Here is a 20,181-nt window from a genome sequence, read left to right on the forward strand (position 1 = left end):
CACCCAAGAACCGGTCCAAGGCAATGACAGACACTCGAGACAATACATGTCGTTCGGCCGTCGCTCGGCTCGAGGCAACACTTGACCGTAGTCGGTCGCTCAAGATGGAAGGCAGCAAGGTCTTTACCACGGTCTTTGCCGACAGCGCGCAGCGCGAGGCCGAGGCGGCGGACCAGCGCGCCGCCGGGTCCACACGCGGACCGCTTGACGGTCGCATCATCTCAGTGAAGGCAATATTCGACGTTGCGGGCACAGTGACAAGCGCGGGCTCTGCTGTGTTGCGTCGCTTGCCGGTCGCGGCCCATGACTCCGTGGTCGTGGCGAATCTACGCACGGCGGGCGCGATCATCGTTGGCAAAACCCAGATGACCGAGTTTGCCTTCTCCGCACTTGGCACGAATCCTCACGACGGCGTGCCAGGCAATCCGCGCGACCGCAACCGCGCGCCCGGAGGTTCGTCGTCGGGTGCCGTCGTGTCGGTGGTCGATGGCATGGCCGAGATCGCTATTGGCAGCGATACGGGTGGATCAATCAGAATACCCGCGGCGCTATCGGGAGCGGTCGGCTTCAAACCGACGAGCGGACGCGTGCCGTTGACTGGCGCTTTCTCGCTGTCATCTAGCCTTGATACGATCGGCCCGATCGCCATGAGCGTTGCGGATTGCGCGGCCGCCGACATGGTGCTGTCGGAACATCATACACCGTCAGCACTGCGACCCGCGTCTCTCGGGACCTTCCGTCTCAGCGTTGCCCGTGGCCGACTCTTTGAGCGCTGCGAGCCGGAGGTGGCTAATGCGTTCGAACATACAATCCAGCGTCTGGGGTCGTACGGCGTGCTGATTGCGGAGAGATCAATTGACGCAGCTCTCGACGACCTGGCGCGGATCGATGGGATAGGAACGTTTCCATCCATCGAGGTCGGCGCGACGCTGCGCGGCCTCGGGCTTGGGAGTCTCGAGGGGGTCGATCCGAAGACACGGGTTCGCATCGAGGCGGGTGAGGGCATCCTCGCAGTCGACTATGTGCGCATGATGCGGCTTCGCCGTGCCGCCGTGCAATCCTTCGAGCAGTCCTTCGCTGCGAACGAAGTCCTCGTTCTGCCAACGACGCCGATCCGCGCGCCGCTTTTGTCGGCGCTTGAGGACGATGCGACATTTCATGAGTGCAATGGGCTCGTCCTCCGTAACCCTCGCGTCGCCAATATTCTAGACTGCCCCTCGATCTCGCTTCCCTTACCGGTCGGCGGCCTACCCGTCGGGCTGATGCTGATTGGCCGCAGGGGCACAGACCGCCGCCTGTTGGAGATCGCGTCCACCGTCGAGTCAACGTTGCAACGTGGCAGCATGCCAACGACATCGAACCGTTCCGATCAAAATTGAAATAAAGGGAACGAAATGACCAAAGCTGTTGTATTCGCGCCAAGCGATCGACCGGTGGCTAAGCCGTCCAAGCCGCTTGAAGCCAGCTTGCGCGACTATCTTCACAGTCACTCGAACTCAGTTGTCCGAATTCGTAAGCCCGTTGGCCTACGCGACATTGGCGCTCTATCCGCCCAAACGGATGATCCGATCCTCTTCGAGAATGTCATCGAGGCGCCAGGCTTCCGTGTCGCAGACATCCTGGTGAAAAACCGCAAAAATCAGGCGCGCGCGCTCGGCGTTTCGCGCGAGGACTATTTAAAGACGCTTGCATATCGGCTCAGGCTGCCGCCGCGTCCCTTAGTGAAAGTTTCCGGCGGCCCAGTCAAAGAGGTGCGCTGGCTCGGCGGCGATGCCGACCTGACGCGGCTGCCCATTCCCTTTCACAAAGAAGGTGACACGCGGCCCTACATCACGCTCGCCAACATCATCCGGGATCCAGAAACCGGCTTTCTCAACTCCAATCACGCCGGCACGACTGTTACCGGCCGCCATAGTGGCGCGATCAGTTTCGCAACGCCGCACAGCATCCGCATCATGAATAAATATCGCCAGATGGGCGAGACCAAAATGCCGATCGTGATGATGGGCGGCGTACCTCCCGCCTATGAGATCATGGCCAACTACTCCGGTCTGCATCTCGACGTCTGGGGTGAGTTCGACATGATTGGTACGATCATGGATCGCGATATCGAAGTCGCTGATGCGGAGACCGTTCCACTTCCGGTTCCAGCCCAGGCAGAGGTGATCATCGAGGGTTACGTCCACTTTGCCTCGCAGACGGTCGGTGCAGTGACCTCGCCGAGCATGTACCACCTTCCTCAGCACGAGCATGTGCCGACTTTGGAAGTCACCGCGATCACGATGCGGGAGGACAGGCCCATCTATCGAAACCATCAGACGTGCCCAGCAACCGACCATCAGACGTTACCTCGGCTCTGTCACGAAGCTGTTCTGTACAATCGCCTTAGCGAGATGGGGCTTGCCGTCAAGGACGTGCGCTTTCCAACTTGGGGGGCGGCGTTGTCCTGCATCATACAGTTCGACTACCGTCATGACGGCTTTGTCAACGACGCATTGATGATGGTGATGGGGGCGCCCTGGATCAATACGAAGCTTGTTATCGCGGTTAGTCCCGACACCGATCTGGACGATCCTGCGGACGTCTATCACGCGATCGCGACTCGTTGCGACCCGGAGCGCGATACGTTCGTGGTCCCCCGCACGCGCGGCTCGCTCTATGATCCATCCGCGACGCCTCTGCCGGAAGAATTCTATCCATATCGCGTTGTCGGGAAGATGGGAATCGATGCGACGATCAAGTCACGACACGACCGCAATGACTTCAGGCGCGCATGGCCGATGAATTGGGGAAAGGTCAAGCTTTCGGATTATCTCTGATCGGGCCGGCCCGAGAACCGGATGCGGGAGCCTGGAAGAAGGCATCATGAGCAGGCCGCACAACGGGTTCGCCGGTCTCTACTGGCTTCCGGCTAAACCGTTCGTGCGGTGTGGCCGACTGGGGATCTGTCTGGACCCTTCACTTGCGAAGCGGATGGTGGTTTACGAGGACTCCGGTGAGGAACGGCCATGCCCAGTGATAATTGTTCGAATTTGAGCGTGGTACCCCTGAATGCGTTCGCAGAGCACGACGCGCCCAGAAACAAGCGTCTTGAGAGCCAGTCGCGGCATCAGAGGCTGGTAGTAGGAATCAGCGGTGCATCCGGTGCGGTTTACGGCGTTCGTCTGCTCGAATTGCTCCGCGCGGCCGGGGTTGAGACTCATTTGGTAATGTCCAACGCAGCGAGCATTACTGTTGCCCATGAGGTCGGAAAGCCCCTGTCCGAGGTCAGAGCTCTCGCTGATCGGAGCTATGGCCAAAAGGATTTGTCCGCGCCCATTGCAAGCGGGTCCTTTCGGACGTCCGGAATGATCATTGCGCCCTGCTCGGTGCGGACAATGTCGGGCATCGCGTCAGGTGGCGCCGAAGGACTGCTTGCCAGGGCCGCCGACGTGGTGCTGAAGGAACGGCGGCAGCTAGTCCTCCTCCTGAGGGAAACGCCCCTGCACTTGGGGCACCTTCGCGCAATGACGGCCGTTGCCGAGATGGGGGCAATCATCGCTCCGCCGGTCCCTGCATTCTATGCGAAGCCAAGAAATTTAGAGCAAATGATCGACTACACGCTCGGCCGCGTACTTGACCTGTTCGATATCGATATTGATTTGGCTGGCCGCTGGGAAGGTTTACATTCACCGCTGACGAAGTAGCGTGCTTAGCAACGCGGAGATTGTGTGCCATCGCGGCCCTGCGAGCACCGCAGGCGCGAGGCGTAGGATCGCTTCGTCTGGATTCAACGCAGCGACAGTTTGCGACTGAGAGTCATGCTCTGCGAAATCGCGAAGCTCGGTGAAGCGCGTGCGACCGAGTTGAGCAAAGTCTGGTTCGCGGGCAGAACCGTGCATTTGCGGCGGACCGAAACCCGAACTTGGCGATTAGACGGAGGATCTGCTGCCTGCGGAAGCCATTCTAAGCTTGACGCTCTGGGATGCCTGCAAACAGGAGCCCAAGGCCTTCCGCATACGTAAGGTGCGCTATCACAGCATCACGCAGTTTCGTGTAAGATAATCCGGCGATTATGGCTGTCTGGACCGCTGCCACCACTTCGCCGGCGCCTGCGCCGATCATAGTGAAGCCAAGCACGCGGTCATCACTCGCGCTGACGATTGCTTTCATCCATCCGCGCTTTTCTTCCGTCGCTTCGGTTCGAAGGACCCGACTCATCGGCAACTTCGCGACGAGCACCGGAATGCCCTGCCGTTTCGCCTCGTCTTCAGAGAGGCCAACCCGCGCGAGGGGCGGCTCAGTAAACATAACATACGGCACGAGGCGATCGTCCGTTCTACGATTGCCGCCCGCCATATTGTCGCGAACAATCCGGAAATCATCGACGGAAACATGCGTGAACTGCGGACTGCCGGCGCACTCACCGATCGCCCAGATGCCCGGGGCACTGGTTTCCAAACGTTCATTCACGCGGACGAAGGCTCTTGCGTCCAGCTCGACCCCAGTTTTTTCCAACCCGATATCGGCGGTGTTGGCAACCCTACCGGTAGCTACGAGCAGGTCGCTTCCCTCGATGGTCTTCTCGGCGTCCTCAGTGTGCAGCGTGACAGTCACGGCATCACCCGACAGCCCCTTCACCAATGTCGGCCTCACGTTGGTGAGAACCTCAATGCCCTCGCTCGTCAGGATGCTGTTCATCTCCTGAGCGACGTCCGCATCCTCACGGCCCATGGGTTGCCGCCCGGGTTCAATAATAGTCACTCGACTGCCGAGCCGCCGATAGGCTTGCGCCATCTCGATCCCGATATACCCGCCACCGAGAATTATCAGGTGAGAGGGCAAATAATCGAGTTCGAGGACTTCTATGTGCGTAAGAGGGCGAGACGCGATCAGGCCCGGAATGTCGGGAATGGCGGCATGAGTGCCGACGTTGATGACGACCTCCAAGCCGGCGAGCGTGCGTGTGCCCCCGTCGTTCATCCCAACTTCGATAGTCTTCGGACCAATGAACCGACCGTTTCCCATGATCAGTTCGGCACCGCTCTCTTCATAGGCGTTTAGGTGAGCGGCAATCTCCCTGTCGATCATATCTTGTTTTCGACTGCGTACCCTTCGCATGTCTGTTTGAACGCCGTCCACGTTGGTGCCGAAATATGCAGCATTCCGGGCCACATGAGCGACGTTCGCGCTCCAAATCTCGTTTTTGGATGGCAGGCAAGCCACGGCGGGACAGGATCCGCCGACCCACCGGCGCTCGACGACGGCAACCCTCTTGCCAGACTTCGCAAGGTGCCAAGCGAGCAGCTTGCCCCCTTGGCCGCTGCCGAGGATCACCACATCGAATTGCTCGTTGTGGGGCATGGCGACTCTCCTACCGGTTTACTGGTGGACTACTGAGATGTGAGCGTTACGTTTTCTCGTCGGCCTCATCGCTTTCCGAGAGCGCGCGATAGCGCGCCAAATCGGGGTCACCATCCAGGTAAAGTCCGACGAAGCCCCGGTAGCCGAAGTCGTCGCGCAGAAGCACGAGCAGCCGATCCAAATCCTTGTAGGTACGATCGTCCTTGTCGCCCCACGTCCGCAGCGGCAGGAACTCGCGCCTCCAGCTCGGCCGAACATAGGCCAGGTGTTCGACCGTACCGTCAACAATCTTAGTGACGATGAGGACATTGCGCAGGTGCCCGCCGTTTTGCAGCTCCTGCCTAATTTCCCCCTCCTGTAACCCGCTCGTCAAGGGTCGCTCCCGCAAGTTGATCGCCCAAAGGCGGATACCACAATGGGGCAGACTTCCTTGCACCTATCAATCCGCACTCGCCTGGCGACATGCGGTTCAGAAGACTTGGAGCGGGTCGAGCTGCTCCACGGCGGAAGCCTCCTCCTGCCCCGTGTCTACCAGTGAAAGGGGCGATCTTGCGAGCGGACAATGAGGCGACGCGGACCGACAAGCGTTTCAATCCAACTGTCAGAGAAAGCAAATATAGATCAGCATCTTAATAGCTTCATCGCGCGCCATGGCGCCGACACGCATGTTCTCGGCGGCGAAGCGTTTGGCTAAGGCCCAACCGAGCCTTGGTCCGAATCCGAAGACCATGGCGGTTTCGCGCGCTCCCATGCGTTTTCCCCTTGGGACGCCCGGCTACCAGGATCGTGTAGGTGACCGTCGGCGGCGGGCGCGTATGGCACGCATCCAACAGCCGGTCTCCAGAAAAACCTCGACGGATCGCCCCTCTTCGATCCCTGTGCGTAGGACGCCGTCGAGCTCGCACAGATAACGAAGAGGGAATTCGATGTCCGCGGCTTGGGAACCGCCGTCTCGATAGACGCCGTTAGTTCGCGATTGCGCGGGCGGCCTGTTCGATCACGTCGGCCACGACGTCCGGCTTGGAGATGGTGACGGCGTGCGAAGCGTCGACTTCGATGACGGTGGAGCGGGCACGATCGGCTTCGAACTTCTGTTCGGCCAGAGGAATGGCGAGATCCTGCCTGGTCAAGATTTGCCAAGTAGGCTTACTCGCCCATGCAGCGGACGTCACTTTCTCGGTCAAGCATGCGAAGTCCATGTGGCGTTGGGTGGCGAGCAATAAGGCGGCCTCGCTCGCGGGCACATCGGCGGCGACCTGGCTGTGGAACTTGTCGGCCTGGTAGAGGACATACTTGCCGCTGGTTCCGTCGGGCCGGGTGTAGGGGATCACATCGGTTGACGTGGGGAATGAGGTGCCGGGAAACCGTTCGACAAGTTGGTGCGGGGCTTCCCCGGCCGCGGGCAAGATTGAGCCTGCGTACACGAGGCCCTTGACCTTCTCGTCCCCGCCGGCCTCAGTGATGACGGCCCCGCCGTACGAGTGGGCCACCAGAATGATGGGGCCATGGATTCTGTCGATCACGCTCCGCAGGTAGGCCGCGTCGACCGCCACGCCCAGCAGCGGGTTGGCGAAGGCAACGACCGGGTAGCTGTCGCGCTGGAGCCGCTGGATCACGCGATTCCAGATCGATGCGTCTTCGAAAGCCCCATGCACAAGCACGATTGTGGGCTTGGGTGATTTGCTAGTCATTGTGGTTTCCTTCTCAAGAGGGTTACGCAGGAGGTGGATCATCGTCTGTCTTGCAAAGAGGGGCCGTAGAACAGCGCCTTACTTCTCGGCGATCACGTGAAGCCGATGAACTTTCGGAGCCACTGCGAACAGTTCCTCCGCACGCCCGAAGAGCGCCTTCGCAAGTTCACCGTTCAGGTGAGCGTCGCGCCCGACTTCGTCTTTGAAAGTGTCGATGATCCCATAGACGCCTGGCTCTTCTTCCTTCGCCGCATACCACGATACGATCCCGGCCTCGGCCTTCGCCATCACGGCGCCCTGCTTCAGGAAAGACTCGACATCCGCTTCCTTTCCTGGCTTTGCCTTCAATTCAACATAGAAGCCGAACTTCACCATGCGAGTTACCCTTTCGCTGTCGTCTGAGATGCGCGTTTTCAACGCATGATTTCTTACCAAAGCCTCTGCTGCCTATGAAAGTGTTTTTTATAAAACGCCTTTTAAATGACGCTAGATCAATAGCCGTTTGAGGGCGTACATCGATCGGTAAATATGTCGAGTTAACAAGGCTTTATTCTAATAAAATCGGTTATTCGGAAGTACGATTTGGAATAGGCGATGAAAACTTTATCGTGATGATAACTCGTATCGCTCCGATGGGGCTTCCTGGCGCTTGGTCTTGCTCGCTGCCATCCCTGAAGGGAGAAGATGTTCGCGTCGAGCTCTTTCGTCAGTGGCCCTGAAGCCAGCTAAGCTCGACGCCCGAAGAGTGACGTGTTCACTTCGTACCCATAAAGCGGCTGTGTCGTTGCTGCGGTTAAGATATCGGCGCAGCAGTCGTCCCAAGTGGGTGCGGGGCACATCTCAAATGACTAGCCCGGGCTCTGCGCGCCACGAGATGAAGATGGCTCTTGCCGCTTCTGCGGCGCCAGTTCGTTGATCGCATCTCGAAGATGAGCCGCGGCCTTCAAGTGCTCCGGTCCATCTAGCAAGCCCAGCGCTTCTCGCATGAGCGAAAGCGCCACCGAGGCATCAGAGATTGAGTCGAGCATGATCTTCCCTTGCTGCTACGGAAGCAATCTTCGGAAAAGCATCCGGTTCAGTGGTGCGCTGGCGAACATAGTCTCCCGAGATGGTGCAACCAGGCTTCGTTCACATTGCCAGTTCGGTTTCCTTGATGTCGGCGATAGGACCAAGAATGGCCGGTTCGAACTCTTTCAAGGCGCTGCGTTCGGACAGGCGTCTCGGCAGGTCGGGATTCGCGAGTGCTCCTCTACCGATCGTGACGATATCGGCGCCGTCGTCGAGCGCAGCGACCGCCTGCTTGATATTGTGCAAGCTGCCATTCGCGAAGATCTTTGCTCTCGGAGCATAGCGCTTGGCGAGGCGCATCAATGATGGCCCGCCCTCGGCGAACGCCGGTCTCCATGCCTCGAATTCGGTTACATGGATGAAGTCCGCGCCAGCATCGCCAAGGCTGCCGAAGATGATCTCGGCGTCGCTCTCCGTGCCCGCCCACTTATGATCGTAGTCATTCACCTTGCCCTGCGAGATCCGGACGCCGACTGGCACGCTGGTACCGACCTTAGCTCGCACCGCCTTCAAGGTTTCCACGATGAGCCGCACACGGTTTTCCGTGACGCCGCCCCAGCGGTCCGTTCTGTGGTTGGAGTAGGAGGTCAAGAACTGGTCAAGCAGATAGCCGTTGGCGCCGTGAATTTCGATGGCGTCGAACCCGGCAACTTCGATTGCCCGTGCGGCCGAGTCAGCAAAGCCAGTGACGGCATCAGCGATCTGTTCTTCCGTAATGGCCGCTGGCAACGCGTAGCGGTCCTTGCCATGATAGAACGTCATCTGCTTGCCCTTCGGCTGAATTGCCGACGGCCCGACTGTGCCATCGCGAAAGCGATTGCCTTGGCTGATCGCGCCGGCGTGCATCATCTGGGCGATCGCAAGTGCCCCGTGCGCCCGGATGCCGTTGACGACCGGCTTCCAGGCCTTGGCTTGCGCTTGATCGGTCATGCCGGGCTGGTGGACATAGCCCTGCGAGAATGCCTGATCGGTGTAAGTGCCTTCGGTGCTGACGATGCCGAAGCCGCCCCGCGCGAAGCGCTCGTAATAGCGGGTCATGGTTTCGGTCGCCCGGCCGTCCTGGGTCGCCGTGATGCGGGTCATCGGCGCAACAGCGAGGCGGTTCTTTATTGTATGGCCTTTTATAACGATCGGCGCAAAAAGCGCACCAGTGTCGATGTCCATAGCCAAGGCCTCCTTTGACGCCAAAAGAACCGCGTTTTCCTCGAAACCGTGGATTTGCAGCTCGATAGACATTCACTTAGCGTCTGCCGCCACCGTGCAGAAGTCAGACTGGACGATAAACACTTTATCGATTATCGTTATAATATGGATCTCGCAGACATCGTGCTGTTTCGAACGATCGTGTCGGTCGGGAGCCTGTCGGCCGCGGCGCGCCAACTCGGCACAACGCCGATGCTGGTCAGCCGTAGGCTGGCCGGTCTTGAAGCCGAGTTGGGCGTGCGCCTGTTTCACCGCACGACGCGCTCTCTGTCGCTTACTCCCGAGGGCGAGGCCTTTTCGCCTCATGCAGTTGCTCTCATTGAGGCTCGCGATTCAGCGCTCGAGTCGGTGTCGATCGCCGGCTCAGGCCTGTCGGGTGTATTGAAGATCACGGCCCCAAACGTCATTGGGCATTCTGTTGTCGTCCCCGTCGTGGCCGATTTGATCGCCGACAATCCTGCACTGCGCGTCGATCTGACCCTGAGTGATGGTGTTATCGACATTGCCACGGCAGGACTGGATGTGGCGGTTCGCGTAGCGGTGATGAAACCTTCCGACATGATTGCGACCAGCCTGGCAGACAACCCGTTCACGCTCTGCGCGTCGCCCGGCTATGTCGCGCGTTGTGGAGCGCCAACCACAAGCGGCGACCTGGTGGCGCACTCGTGCATCAAGCTGCACGCGATGGATACTTGGCCATTCATGCGTGATGGAGAGATACACCGGGTCCGCGTCAACGGCGCCTTGTCGGCCAGCACAGTCGATGCCGTGCGGACAGCCTGCATCGCCGGCGTCGGCATCGCCTATTTGACCTACTGGGATGTGCATAAACTCGTTGAGCGCGGAGAGTTGCAGCGGATCGTCCTCGCCGATGTCAAGCCGCTCGAAATTGGCATATGGGCGGTCTTCCCGACCCGTACGCAAATGCCCGCCCGTGTGAGAGCCTTCATTGATGCTTTACGGGAACGGCTGCACGCGGGCGCCGTCGATCACGCGAACGACGCCTGAAGAGGGCGCATCCAGCTATTTTACTGTCTTGATCCGTCAACTCGGCTGACGACGACAAGATCGTCGCCAACCGGCGGCGCGGTAACAATAGGCGGCCCGCCGGATAGTCATAAACATTATTTGATGCCTGTAACCAGGCTGGTGCCTGATCCGAACCTTTAGGGCGTACCTATCGGCGGTCAGCCTCGCATTCGCGCGTGTCGCTGTCGCGGCTGGTCAGGCATTTCGGAAGCGAGGTTTTGACGCCCGGTGTTCGCAGTGATGGCTGGGCGTCGTCGTGAGACTGATGGCCGAGGTAGTTGACCGAGGAGGGACCGACTGATGCTGACCCAAACCAAACGTTACGACTTCACGCCGATTGTCGATCGTCCGCTTGTATCCTTTCCGAAAAAGGAACGCGTGGCGGTCGCGATCTACATCAATTTGGAGCACTTTCCGGACGACCGGCCTGGCCCGGCGATCGTGCCGCACACCTCGCATTTCATGCCGGACTCTCTGAACTACGGGTGGCGGGATTATGGACAGCGAGTGGGCATTTGGCGGTTGATGGAGATTTTGGACAAGCATGGCTTGCCGGCAAGCGCGTGTCTCAACTCCGATGTCTGTCGCGAGTATCCCCGGATCATTGAGGAAGGCTCGAAACGCAAGTGGGATTTCATGGGGCACGGACGAAATAACTCCGAGATCGTCAACGGCCTTTCGTTGGAAGAGGAAGCGGCGCTGATTGACGACACGCTCACGGTTATCGCGGCGGCCACTGGTGAAAAGCCAAAGGGCTGGCTCAGCCCGTTCCTGACGGAGACGCACGCCACGCCGGATCTGCTCGCTGAGCGGGGCATCGAGTATCTGTGCGACTATACGTGTGATGATCTGCCCTTTCAGATGAACGTGAAGAAGGGCTCTCTTCTGGGAATGCCGTACTCCGTCGAATGCAACGACCTTCCGTCGGTTCTGACGTTCGGTGCGTCCGCGGAAGATTTTGGCCGGATCATACGAGACCAATTTGACGTCCTTTACGAAGAGGGGGAGCGGGTTCCGAGGGTTCTCCCCATTGCCTTGCATCCCTTTATCACGGGGCAGGCGTTTCGGACGAAGCACCTGGCGGCGGCCTTCGCCCACATCGCGAGCCAAAAGGATGTGTGGGTGACAACCAGCGGCGAGATCAACAAGTGGTACCGGCAACACTATTTGCGGAGTTAGCCGTACCTCGTATCACGCGACTCTTTTCCGCACCGCGATCCTGGACGATCCCACGACCGGCCTTTGCAACTCACAAGGCAGATGATCTTGGGTGGCGCGGCTTAACGCGCACGTCAGCGAACCCACCTCCTGCGTAACTCTCATGAGAAGGAATCAAGATGAATCCCGGAACACTCATGCCCCCCATCGTGCTCGTGCATGGGGCCTTCGAAGACTCGTCGATCTGGAATAAGGTGATCGAGCGGCTCCAGCGCGACGGCTACCCGGTCGTCGCTTTTGCCAATCCGTTGCTGGGCGTGGCGATCGACGCCGCCTACCTGCGTAGCGTGTTGGACAGGATCCAGGGACCTGTGATCCTGGCGGCTCATTCCTACGGCGGCGCCGTCATCACCCAGGCCGGCACGGACCCCAAGGTCAAGGGTCTCGTCTACGCAGCCGCAGTGATGCCCGCGGCAGGGGAAGCTGCAAGCAATTTGCTCGAGCGCTTCCCCGGCAGCACATTCCCCACGTCCGTCGAAGCGGTCGCCTACTCTCTCCCTGACGGAAGCAGCGGCACGTATCTCCTCTATCAGGCCGACAAGTTCCACAGTAACGTCGCTGCCGATGTGCCCGCGCGCGAGGCCGCCATGTTGCTCGCCACCCAACGCCCTATGAACTTGGCAGCCTTGACCGAGACGCTGACATCCGCGGCATGGACGAGTAAGCCGAGCTGGCAAATCAGGACCCTGCAGGATCTTGCCATTCCTGTGGCGGAGCAGGAGTTCGAAGCCGATCGTGCAAAATCGCATGTCATTGAGGTGAATGCATCGCATGCCGTCACGGTCTCGAACCCGGATGTCGTGGCCGACGTAATCGTACAGGCCGCCCGCGCAGCGGCGAAGTAACTGCGGTTTAGACCGCGATGGCTGCGGCGGTGGCGCGGTTCCGTTCAGCCTCTTCGGTGGCCGTCTCGTTGGTCAGTTGTGTCAGCGGGCGGCCCCGGTGGCCGGGGCGATGTAGCGGTCTGTCTCGGAAGGCCATGTAACGCACGCGATATCGCGACATCGTACGAGTTGCTAAGCCAGCTAAAAGCGTCGCAACAAGACGTGATCCGCCTCGTCGAGCTCAGGGGACTTAGCATTGCTGGCGAATGGCCAATCTGCAGCTCTGGTCAAAGTCAACATTCACCGAGGCTTGAGGAAGCTGGCGCCGCTCGTTTCTTGAGACGAATTCTGAGGAAGGGTGAATTCGAATATTGTGCCGTAAGGCTGGTTGGGGGCGCACGACAATGTGCCACCATGCCTCTCGATAATGGAGCGGCAAATGGCCAAGCCGACGCCAAGGCCATTCGGCTTGCTGGTCCAGAACGGTTCAAACAAACGCTCCGTCGCATCTGAGGAAATTCCGGCGCCGGTATCCGCGATCGCAACCTTGATGCGTCCAGAGTGATCGTTTCCGGTGCACAAGGAGAGAATTCGCGGCCGGCCTTCCACCAATGCCATCGCCTCGACGGCGTTCATCATTAAGTTCAGCACGACTTGCTGCAATTGCACCGTGTCGCCCCACACCATCGGCAGGCCAATTGCAAAGTCTAGCTTGAGTACGACCTGCTGCCGCCGAATCTCGCTTCCCAGAAGCGTTACAGTCTCTTTGACGGCATCATTGATGTCCAGCAGCGATCGCGTCGGTGACGCATTTCGGGCCATTTGCCTGATGCTTTCGATCACGGCGGTGGCGCGATCGGCGTATGCGGCGATTTCAGCGGCAGCGATGGTCGCTCGTTCCAAGTTCGGAGAGCTGCGCATGAGCCAGTGTTGCCAGGCACCAGCCCTCGCGGCAATTGCCGACAAAGGTTGCCGTACTTCATGGGCGATCAGGCCGGTCAGTTCGCCAACTGCGGTCAGTCGGGACGCGCGGGCAAGATCGGATTGTGCGGCCGCCAGGGCATCTTGCGCACGCCTGTAGTCGGTTAGATCGCTCGTTGCACCGACATAGGCAAGGAGCCGTCCGGTACCGTCGAAGGACGGCCGGCCCACGATTTGCAGATGCCGTATCCCATCCGTCCGGATCAGACGGCATTCAGTAGTGAACGAACTACCGCTGCGCATCGAAGATTGAACCAACAGACGAAGGCCTGCGCGGTCCTCCGGATGGATCGTCCGAAATGCGCTGGCGATGTTGACGGCGTGCTGCCGATCCGGATGAAGGCCGAACATGCGATAATGTTCATCGGACCAGAGCACTTCGCCGTTTTTCGCATCCCAACTCCAGCTACCGGTGTGGCTGATGCTTTGCCCCTCCGCCAAGAAAGCTTCGCTGCGCTGGAGATTGGTGTAGAGTCGGGCGTTCTCGAGTGCGACCGCCGCTTGTGCTGCGAGGAGATCCAGCAACGCCAGGCGGTGCGGCGTGAACGCGCCGACTGCGGCGTGGCTCTCGAGATAGAGGACTCCAACGAGTTTGGCTTGGAAGACAATGGGCTGGCAGTGCAGCGCGAGGTGAGGTGACTGCCGAAGATAGGGATCGGCTGACAGCAGGTTTTTGGTCGATTCGTGGGAACTAAAGCACGTTCGCGTCCGAATGACGTAATTTACTATCGGTTGCGAGTACGCCAGGTTGCGAACGCCTCCTTCCCACACGGTCACACCGATGTCGTCCGGCTCCAGGTGCGCCTCGGCGACTCCTTCGGGGCCGCTTTGCGACATGAGAAAGAGGATGCCGCGCTCGGCGGCCGCGTGTTCGATCACGACCTTCATCAAGGTTCGGACAAGCGTCGAGAGTTCAATTACTCCCGAGAGCGCGCGGGAGGCAGTGAACAAGGTGTTGATATCGAGCTGTTGCTCGGTCACTTCGGCAGGCTCGAGCGAGGCGCGAATCCGATCGAAGGCCGGCAAGTGCAGGTTGGAGTGCTCGAGTTGGGATACTTTGGCGACCGCACCCCATCTCTGGTAGCAGTCGCGTGCAATCGACAGGTAAGACAGAACGACCGTGCGGATGCCTCTCGCTTCGTAAAATTGTGCTGCGCGTTCGGCGGCAATAGCCTCAATGTGCACGAATCCGGACTCGCGTGCCAAGCGGATCGCGGACTCGTAGAGTTGTTCGGCTTTCAGTTCGTGCCCGTCGATGCGAGCCAACTCCGCCTCGAGCAGCGCATGTCGAGCGGCGAAATTTGCTGGATTGCGCGTCGCCCATGTTGTCATCTTGCGGTGTTGTTCGCGCAGTCCAGCGACATGATTGTCGCTTTCCTCAGGCGTCGATATGTCAAAAGCTGCGGCGTGGGATAGCCCGAGATAAAACCGGTAGTCGGCGAATTCAGTGTAGGACCGCATGCACCAGGAGTGCTTTTCGGCATGTTCGGCCAATGCGACGGCCGTTCGGGGACGCCCAGCGATCATGTTTTGCTGGACCAAGCCGGCATAGTGAAAAAACGCGCTCGGAGGGGACAGATCTCGGTCTTTGGCCGTGGTTTCGGCGCCGGGAATGACAAGTCCATCTTCCTCGTCGTGCCCGATCAACCCGAGGACAAGAGCCTTCTGCACGGCCCAGGCTTCCGCTGCGAGCGCGAAATCGGGGCAGGCGGGAAGCGCGTGTGGCTGCTCAGCTTCCTTGTATATCTCTCGGAGGGGATCGCCGCAAAAGAGACGAACCGCAATCACCGCGTGATGCGCATAGGAAGCATTGGCAAGATCCCCTGCAGCTAAGGAGGTTTTCTTGCCGCGTTGGATGAAAGGCAGACCTGACCGGATCGGGCGGACCCAAGGCGTGACATAGTATCCGAATGAGTAAAGCGCGCGCCCGCTATTTGCGTTCATGGGACGCTGATCCGCGAGCATGGCCCCAAATTCCGACAGTCGAAGTGCGAGCCCCGCATCGTTTGCGTCGACGGCGAGAACCCCGTAAATGCAGGCCAGCGGATAGCATGCCTCGGCGCAGATCCCGTGAAGCAAAGTCAGCCGTGCTGCCGCAAGAAGCATAATGTCCGACAGGTTGCGATCGGTCAGGAACGACGGTACGACGAGGTCGGCAAGAACGGCCATCGTGGCCAAGTGATCGACGTTGGTCATTTCGGGCAATCGATGAAGTTCGTCACGGGAAACGCCGTTGGCAAGCTCTCGGAGCACGCGGCGTTCGCGGTCGACCTCGTCCCGACTCGGATGGGCGGACCATTCGATCCCAACCTGACGCAAGAACTCAAGGCAAACCTCCACCGCTTCTTCGAGCTGAGCGCGCGTGGTGTAGAGGTGCGAGCGAAGTCTGGTCACTTCGGCGCCTGCCTGAAGGTTCGGGTATCGACGGGACAACGTACGCAGCTGCCCCTCGGCCGCGTCCAGGCGGCCGACCAGGAACTCGCATTCCGCGTGCAACAGTTCGATCGCGAAGGCGTCAGGGCCGTCCACCGAACCGGATTTCTCGGCGAGAAGGTTTCGGGCCACTTCGAGGTAGATGATCGCTGTTCCGTACGCTGCGGTGTTCCGCGCGCGAAGTCCGGCAGAGTGATTAATGGCGATGATCATGTCCCGTTCGTCGTCGCTGCGCACCTGAGAGAGGCCGCGGTTCAGCTGATTGGCGACGACATAAGGGTGCTCGCTCGCGTCGTCTTCCGGACGTGTGCGATTTGCCAATGCCATTCCGATTCGCAGATGGAGTGCCGCTCGATCTGCGCTTGGACAAAGCGCATAAGAGGCCTCCTGCACGCGATCATGCACGAAGCTGCAATATTTCGATGTGATCGATATCAAGCCGGCCCGAGACGCCGGCTTCAGGCTCGTCGTGACGGCATGCAGGGGGTGACCGCTGGCCGTCGCAAGATCTTCTAATGTTGCTGAACTTCCCAGGCAGGCGAGATGCAGCAAGGTCCTCCGAGTCTCAGCCGGCACCAAGTCGAGTTTTGCGGCCATCAAGCTCGCGACATTTTCCGCGAAGCCCATCGCGCGAACACGCCCGAGATCCCAATGCCAGCGCCCCAACGAAGGATCAAAGGCGAGAAGGCCGTCGTCGTTCAGCGTCCGTAAAAATTGAGTGGCGAAAAAAGGATTTCCCCCGGTTCTCGAATGGATCAGGTTGGCCAGCGGACGCACTCGATTGTCCCGACATCCCAAGGAATCGACGATCAGTCTGGATACGTCGGAGGACGCGAGCGGCTGCAACCGGAGTTTTTCGACGGGAACGCCGGCTGCGTGGATTGATTCAATCTGAAGCAGGTACGAATGAAGAGGTTCTGTGCCGTTGTCACGAAAAGCGCCGATCAGCATCACGTCCGTTAGATTTCGGTGGACGATCAGGTCGTTGAGAAGCTCGAGCGTTGCAGTGTCGAGCCATTGCAGGTCATCAATGAACAAAATCAGTGGATGACCGCGTCTGCCAAAGGCGCCGATTAGCTTTCGGAAGATGACGCGCAGCCGGTGAGACCGGTCTTGAGGGGCCGGAGTTGGATGAGGCTGCCGCCCGACGACATATTCGAAAGCCGGAATGACCTCGGTCAAGATGCCGCCGTGCGGTTCGGTCGCCTCGGTCAGCGTTCGGCGCCAAGCCGCGACCTCCTCCTCATCGCATGTGAGAAGTTTGCGCAACAGCGAGTCAAAAGCTTGTGTGAGGGCCGCGTAAGGTACGTCTCGCATCTGGATGTCGAGTTTCGCGCTTGCGACGAGTGCCGCATTCGGAGCTATCCCCGAAAGAAATTCCGCGACGAGCGATGTCTTGCCGACGCCGGAGGGTCCGGAGACCAAGGTGAGGACGGATCTTCCCTTTTCGGCGACAAGATCAAAGATCGCGCGAAGCGCGGCGATCTCGCTGGCGCGGCCGTAGAGTTTGCGCGGTATCCGTAGTGAGCGGCCCACGTCGCCTCTGGCGAGTGGGAATCGTTTGATCTGCCGTTTCGCGGCCCATTCCGCTGAGCAATCCTTGAGGTCCGCAAGAAGGCTGCCGGCGGATTGAAATCTATCAGTCGGTTCTTTGGACAGCAGCTTGATGACTATGGCGGAGACCTGCTCGGGCAAACCCGCGAGCCGGTCGCCAGGTGGGCGCGGCGTGCGTGCAAGATGGCAATGGATCCATTCTTCTGGGGTGGAGGCAGAAAATGGCAACGAGCCGGTAAAGAGTTCGTACAACGTGACGCCTAGCGAATAAAGATCCGTGCGGCAATCGATCGGCTGTTTCAGTCGCCCGGTCTGTTCCGGAGCGATATAGGGGAGCGCGCCGGCCAACGCGCTGAACCCGAGATCCTTTTGCGATTGGCGCCTGGCGTTCCAAAAGCCGGTCAGCCGGACTCCGTTGTCTTCGGTGACAAGTATGTTTTTTGGGTTCAGATTGCAGTGAAACAGGCCCTGTCGATGAAGGCAATCGAGCGAGTCTGCGAGTCTCGTAGCCAAATGGAGCCGGGTGTCGAAATCGAGCGGATTCTCGATGACTGTGGCCAACGGCCGGCCGCCCGGATCGTCGAGCACCAGCATCATGTTTTCCTTGTGCGGGACGAGCTCGATCGGGAGCACTGCCCAGGCCGGTTTGAGATCATCCGCGAGGGCGTATTCGCTCTCAAGCTTCTCCAGGCTGCGTATGGTTTGTCGTCGTGGCACCAATGCAAGAAGCGAAGATGGCTCGCTCGGGCCCCACGCTCGATAGAGGACGAACATGTCGTCGGTGCGTAAGCGCTCAACCGTGCATTTTGCCAGATCGATCATCGCTCGCTTCTCCCGACCTCGTTAAGGATGAGAAAATGGCTGCTCGAATTCGATAGAGTATAGCACTCCGAAAGACATTGTGCCTTGGCAGAAGGCGAGGAGAGGGGGCTGTGGCACGAATTGGTTACAACCTCGGCCGCCTCGTGATGCTCCGATCCTTGTTGGCGATCCGGGTGCTTAGAAAGCCACCTGCGTGCGCATGCCAACCGCGTCAAACCTCGATCCCACGTCGACAGTCGGGGTGGGGGAGGCTTGCTTGGCGACGTTGCCATGCAGGTAGTCTAGCATGAAACGGATGTTTCCGTTGACATACCAGTTAGGCGCGGCCGCATAAACGGTCTGCCGTCCTCCGGAAATGCCGGTTGCGGTTGCGAGCCGATCGTAGACCGATTGTGCTGACGCGTCCGGCGATTTCCGACCTCTCGGCCAAAGGTTGCAGCAAGATAAAGAAAGTCACCTCAATCTACAGAAAGGCGGCGCTGTGACCCCTCCGCCTTGCCTTGTTGCTTCATCACAGATGCAGCTATCGGAAGTTCTGGTTCGGGGACAAAGGCGAGTTGAAGCTGTAACAGAAGCGGAGCTCCCTCCGAATAACGATGGACGTCCTGTTCGACGGACCAACCGGTTGCCTGCGTTGGAACCTGCGCGCCGAAGCATCGTGCCTCCGCCAGATTGCGGAAGCAAGTGAAGGGCTGCGAGCCTCGGCACGCTGGCCTTCATGGCTTATGACAAGGGCCGCCCGCACCTACGACGTCCTTGGCGGACTCCTCGAATCGAAGCCGTACAGCCTCAGGCCGGCACAAACGCGCAATCGCCGGCGAACTCGAAAGCTCGCCGGCGACGCATCGCTTCTCGGCAGAGTGCCACCTAATGCCGGATCAGGCGAACCAGGTCCTGCCGCAGCAAGTAGAAGGAGACCGCGAGGAGAACGACATCCTTCATCAGGAAGGGCACGTTGCCCGTCATCGCCGGGAAGCCTCCTGCGGCGAGGTCCCAGCCTTCCGGCATGAAAGGAATGATTGTGACGGTCGCGATGAAGGTGCCGGTCGAGCCCAGCGCTCCCAGCACGCCGAGCCGGTGGCTCCAGAAGCCCGCGAGCAACAGCGCGCCGAAGGTCCATTCCGAGACGCCGAGGAAATAGCTGGCGCCGGTGTGGCCGAACACGGGATAGAGCCACCAGATCAACGGCCCGTTGCCGATGAACGGCACCAACCGCTCGAACTCGTATGGAAACCACTTCTGATAACCGAAGAAGAAGAACATGATCACCATCGAGGCGCGGACGACGTGGTAATCGAGGTCTTCCGCGAGCAGGCCAGAGCCGTTCAGCGCACGGATAGTCGGGTTTTGGGTGGTTGCGGACAACGTGGTCATGCTCGTGATCCTTTCATGGTTGAGATCTGACATCTCGCTCGATGGCTTCACGCGACGGCGGGGAAGTCGATCTCGGTGTCGTTGATGCGATTGAAGACGTTGGTGAACACAGTGATCGCGAAGGCGAGACTGATGTCGACGAGCTGTGCGTCGCTGTACCCGGCAGCCTTGATCGCCGCGAAATCCTTGTCGCTGACGGTGCCGCTGGTGCGTGCGAGCTTGTCGACGAAAGCGACCAGCGCATCACGCTGGGCATCGCCGGTCGGCTGGCCGTCGCGAATCCGCCTCAGAACCTCAGGTGTGAGGCCGACGAGCTTTCCGAGATGGCTGTGGGCGGCGACACAATAATCACAGCGGGCGGCCTCGCTGATCACGAGCTTGATGATCTCCCTGTCGGACTTCGTCAGGCCTCCAGAGGCGAGCACGGTGTCCGCGGCGAGGATGGCCTTGAGCGCGGCCGGGCCGTGAGCGGCGAGCGCCGCAAAGGTGTTCGGCACACTGCCGATGGCCTTCTTGATCTGGGCATAGACCTGGCCGGACGAGCCGGCATCAGCTTCGAGGTTCGGGACGTGAAGACGGGACATGGTGGCACTCCTTGGTCGGGGTGGTGAACGATTGCGGAGTGACAGTATGGTCCAGGC

General features: G+C 59.7%; 17 protein-coding genes. 6 read left to right on the forward strand and 11 right to left on the reverse strand.

The features are described from left to right. Positions 1 to 104 precede the first annotated feature (104 nt). The 3 genes from QA642_RS12830 (at position 105) to QA642_RS12840 (ending at position 3,686) form a co-directional block, all read left to right on the forward strand. Positions 105 to 1,379 (forward strand): amidase family protein, encoded by a 1,275-nt coding sequence (locus QA642_RS12830; protein ID WP_283084988.1) that lies wholly within the window; start codon positions 105 to 107, stop codon positions 1,377 to 1,379. A 15-nt stretch (positions 1,380 to 1,394) separates the two neighbouring features. Beyond that, complete coding sequence (locus QA642_RS12835; protein ID WP_283084989.1) at positions 1,395 to 2,819, forward strand: UbiD family decarboxylase; 1,425 nt, start codon at positions 1,395 to 1,397, stop codon at positions 2,817 to 2,819. Between the two features lie 297 nt (positions 2,820 to 3,116). Continuing rightward, the gene (locus QA642_RS12840; RefSeq protein WP_283086869.1) at positions 3,117 to 3,686 is read left to right on the forward strand and encodes a UbiX family flavin prenyltransferase; all 570 of its coding nucleotides are present in this window, start codon (positions 3,117 to 3,119) and stop codon (positions 3,684 to 3,686) included. A gap of 259 nt (positions 3,687 to 3,945) precedes the next feature. On the opposite strand, the gene QA642_RS12845 is transcribed toward QA642_RS12840, so the two are convergent. The 7 genes from QA642_RS12845 to QA642_RS12875 form a co-directional block, all read right to left on the reverse strand. After that, a complete protein-coding gene (locus QA642_RS12845) occupies positions 3,946 to 5,343 on the reverse strand; it encodes an FAD-dependent oxidoreductase (protein WP_283084990.1) in 1,398 nt (465 codons plus the stop codon). A gap of 46 nt (positions 5,344 to 5,389) precedes the next feature. Continuing rightward, on the reverse strand, positions 5,390 to 5,716 hold the full coding sequence (locus QA642_RS12850; RefSeq protein WP_283084991.1) for a hypothetical protein: 327 nt from the start codon (positions 5,714 to 5,716) through the stop codon (positions 5,390 to 5,392). Between the two features lie 228 nt (positions 5,717 to 5,944). Continuing rightward, positions 5,945 to 6,094 carry a hypothetical protein gene (locus QA642_RS12855; protein ID WP_283084992.1) on the reverse strand — a complete coding sequence of 50 codons (150 nt, stop codon included), beginning with the start codon at positions 6,092 to 6,094 and terminating at the stop codon, positions 5,945 to 5,947. A 214-nt stretch (positions 6,095 to 6,308) separates the two neighbouring features. Then, positions 6,309 to 7,034 carry an alpha/beta hydrolase gene (locus QA642_RS12860; protein ID WP_283084993.1) on the reverse strand — a complete coding sequence of 242 codons (726 nt, stop codon included), beginning with the start codon at positions 7,032 to 7,034 and terminating at the stop codon, positions 6,309 to 6,311. A 78-nt stretch (positions 7,035 to 7,112) separates the two neighbouring features. Next, a complete protein-coding gene (locus tag QA642_RS12865; RefSeq protein ID WP_283084994.1) occupies positions 7,113 to 7,409 on the reverse strand; it encodes an antibiotic biosynthesis monooxygenase in 297 nt (98 codons plus the stop codon). Between the two features lie 473 nt (positions 7,410 to 7,882). Continuing rightward, positions 7,883 to 8,062 carry a hypothetical protein gene (locus tag QA642_RS12870; RefSeq protein WP_283084995.1) on the reverse strand — a complete coding sequence of 60 codons (180 nt, stop codon included), beginning with the start codon at positions 8,060 to 8,062 and terminating at the stop codon, positions 7,883 to 7,885. A 100-nt stretch (positions 8,063 to 8,162) separates the two neighbouring features. Further along, positions 8,163 to 9,338 (reverse strand): NADH:flavin oxidoreductase, encoded by a 1,176-nt coding sequence (locus tag QA642_RS12875; RefSeq protein WP_283084996.1) that lies wholly within the window; start codon positions 9,336 to 9,338, stop codon positions 8,163 to 8,165. Between QA642_RS12875 and QA642_RS12880 the strand changes: the two genes are divergently transcribed. From QA642_RS12880 to QA642_RS12890, 3 genes are all read left to right on the forward strand, one after another. Next, positions 9,315 to 10,313, forward strand: a complete 999-nt coding sequence (locus tag QA642_RS12880; protein ID WP_283084997.1) for a LysR family transcriptional regulator — start codon at positions 9,315 to 9,317, stop codon at positions 10,311 to 10,313. The two genes, QA642_RS12875 and QA642_RS12880, sit on opposite strands and share 24 nt — an antisense overlap. A gap of 321 nt (positions 10,314 to 10,634) precedes the next feature. Further along, the gene (locus tag QA642_RS12885) at positions 10,635 to 11,513 is read left to right on the forward strand and encodes a polysaccharide deacetylase family protein (RefSeq protein WP_283084998.1); all 879 of its coding nucleotides are present in this window, start codon (positions 10,635 to 10,637) and stop codon (positions 11,511 to 11,513) included. Positions 11,514 to 11,689: 176 nt separating this feature from the next. Next, entirely contained in the window at positions 11,690 to 12,397 is a 708-nt protein-coding gene (locus tag QA642_RS12890; protein WP_283084999.1) for an alpha/beta hydrolase, read from the forward strand. 279 nt (positions 12,398 to 12,676) lie between these two features. On the opposite strand, the gene QA642_RS12895 is transcribed toward QA642_RS12890, so the two are convergent. From QA642_RS12895 to QA642_RS12910, 4 genes are all read right to left on the reverse strand, one after another. Next, complete coding sequence (locus tag QA642_RS12895; protein WP_283085000.1) at positions 12,677 to 18,166, reverse strand: AAA family ATPase; 5,490 nt, start codon at positions 18,164 to 18,166, stop codon at positions 12,677 to 12,679. 177 nt (positions 18,167 to 18,343) lie between these two features. Beyond that, on the reverse strand, positions 18,344 to 18,523 hold the full coding sequence (locus tag QA642_RS12900; protein WP_283086870.1) for a porin: 180 nt from the start codon (positions 18,521 to 18,523) through the stop codon (positions 18,344 to 18,346). Positions 18,524 to 19,033: 510 nt separating this feature from the next. After that, positions 19,034 to 19,540: a DUF417 family protein gene (locus tag QA642_RS12905; protein WP_283085001.1), complete on the reverse strand. Its 507-nt coding sequence runs from the start codon at positions 19,538 to 19,540 to the stop codon at positions 19,034 to 19,036. A 47-nt stretch (positions 19,541 to 19,587) separates the two neighbouring features. Then, positions 19,588 to 20,124 carry a peroxidase-related enzyme gene (locus tag QA642_RS12910; protein ID WP_283085002.1) on the reverse strand — a complete coding sequence of 179 codons (537 nt, stop codon included), beginning with the start codon at positions 20,122 to 20,124 and terminating at the stop codon, positions 19,588 to 19,590. Positions 20,125 to 20,181: the final 57 nt, after the last annotated feature.

Origin of the sequence: Bradyrhizobium sp. CB2312, from assembly GCF_029714425.1 — a bacterium.
Taxonomy (GTDB): Bacteria; Pseudomonadota; Alphaproteobacteria; order Rhizobiales; family Xanthobacteraceae; genus Bradyrhizobium.

Excerpts from the sequence above, each read along its gene's own strand:
- QA642_RS12910 (WP_283085002.1), bottom strand. The coding sequence starts at position 20,124 with ATGTCCCGTCTTCACGTCCCGAACCTCGAAGCTGATGCCGGCTCGTCC.
- QA642_RS12885 (WP_283084998.1), top strand. The coding sequence starts at position 10,635 with ATGCTGACCCAAACCAAACGTTACGACTTCACGCCGATTGTCGATCGT.
- QA642_RS12865 (WP_283084994.1), bottom strand. The coding sequence starts at position 7,409 with ATGGTGAAGTTCGGCTTCTATGTTGAATTGAAGGCAAAGCCAGGAAAG.
- QA642_RS12855 (WP_283084992.1), bottom strand. The coding sequence starts at position 6,094 with ATGGGAGCGCGCGAAACCGCCATGGTCTTCGGATTCGGACCAAGGCTC.
- QA642_RS12830 (WP_283084988.1), top strand. The coding sequence starts at position 105 with ATGGAAGGCAGCAAGGTCTTTACCACGGTCTTTGCCGACAGCGCGCAG.
- QA642_RS12875 (WP_283084996.1), bottom strand. The coding sequence starts at position 9,338 with ATGTCTATCGAGCTGCAAATCCACGGTTTCGAGGAAAACGCGGTTCTT.
- QA642_RS12870 (WP_283084995.1), bottom strand. The coding sequence starts at position 8,062 with ATGCTCGACTCAATCTCTGATGCCTCGGTGGCGCTTTCGCTCATGCGA.
- QA642_RS12835 (WP_283084989.1), top strand. The coding sequence starts at position 1,395 with ATGACCAAAGCTGTTGTATTCGCGCCAAGCGATCGACCGGTGGCTAAG.
- QA642_RS12895 (WP_283085000.1), bottom strand. The coding sequence starts at position 18,166 with ATGATCGATCTGGCAAAATGCACGGTTGAGCGCTTACGCACCGACGAC.
- QA642_RS12890 (WP_283084999.1), top strand. The coding sequence starts at position 11,690 with ATGCCCCCCATCGTGCTCGTGCATGGGGCCTTCGAAGACTCGTCGATC.
- QA642_RS12905 (WP_283085001.1), bottom strand. The coding sequence starts at position 19,540 with ATGACCACGTTGTCCGCAACCACCCAAAACCCGACTATCCGTGCGCTG.
- QA642_RS12860 (WP_283084993.1), bottom strand. The coding sequence starts at position 7,034 with ATGACTAGCAAATCACCCAAGCCCACAATCGTGCTTGTGCATGGGGCT.
- QA642_RS12845 (WP_283084990.1), bottom strand. The coding sequence starts at position 5,343 with ATGCCCCACAACGAGCAATTCGATGTGGTGATCCTCGGCAGCGGCCAA.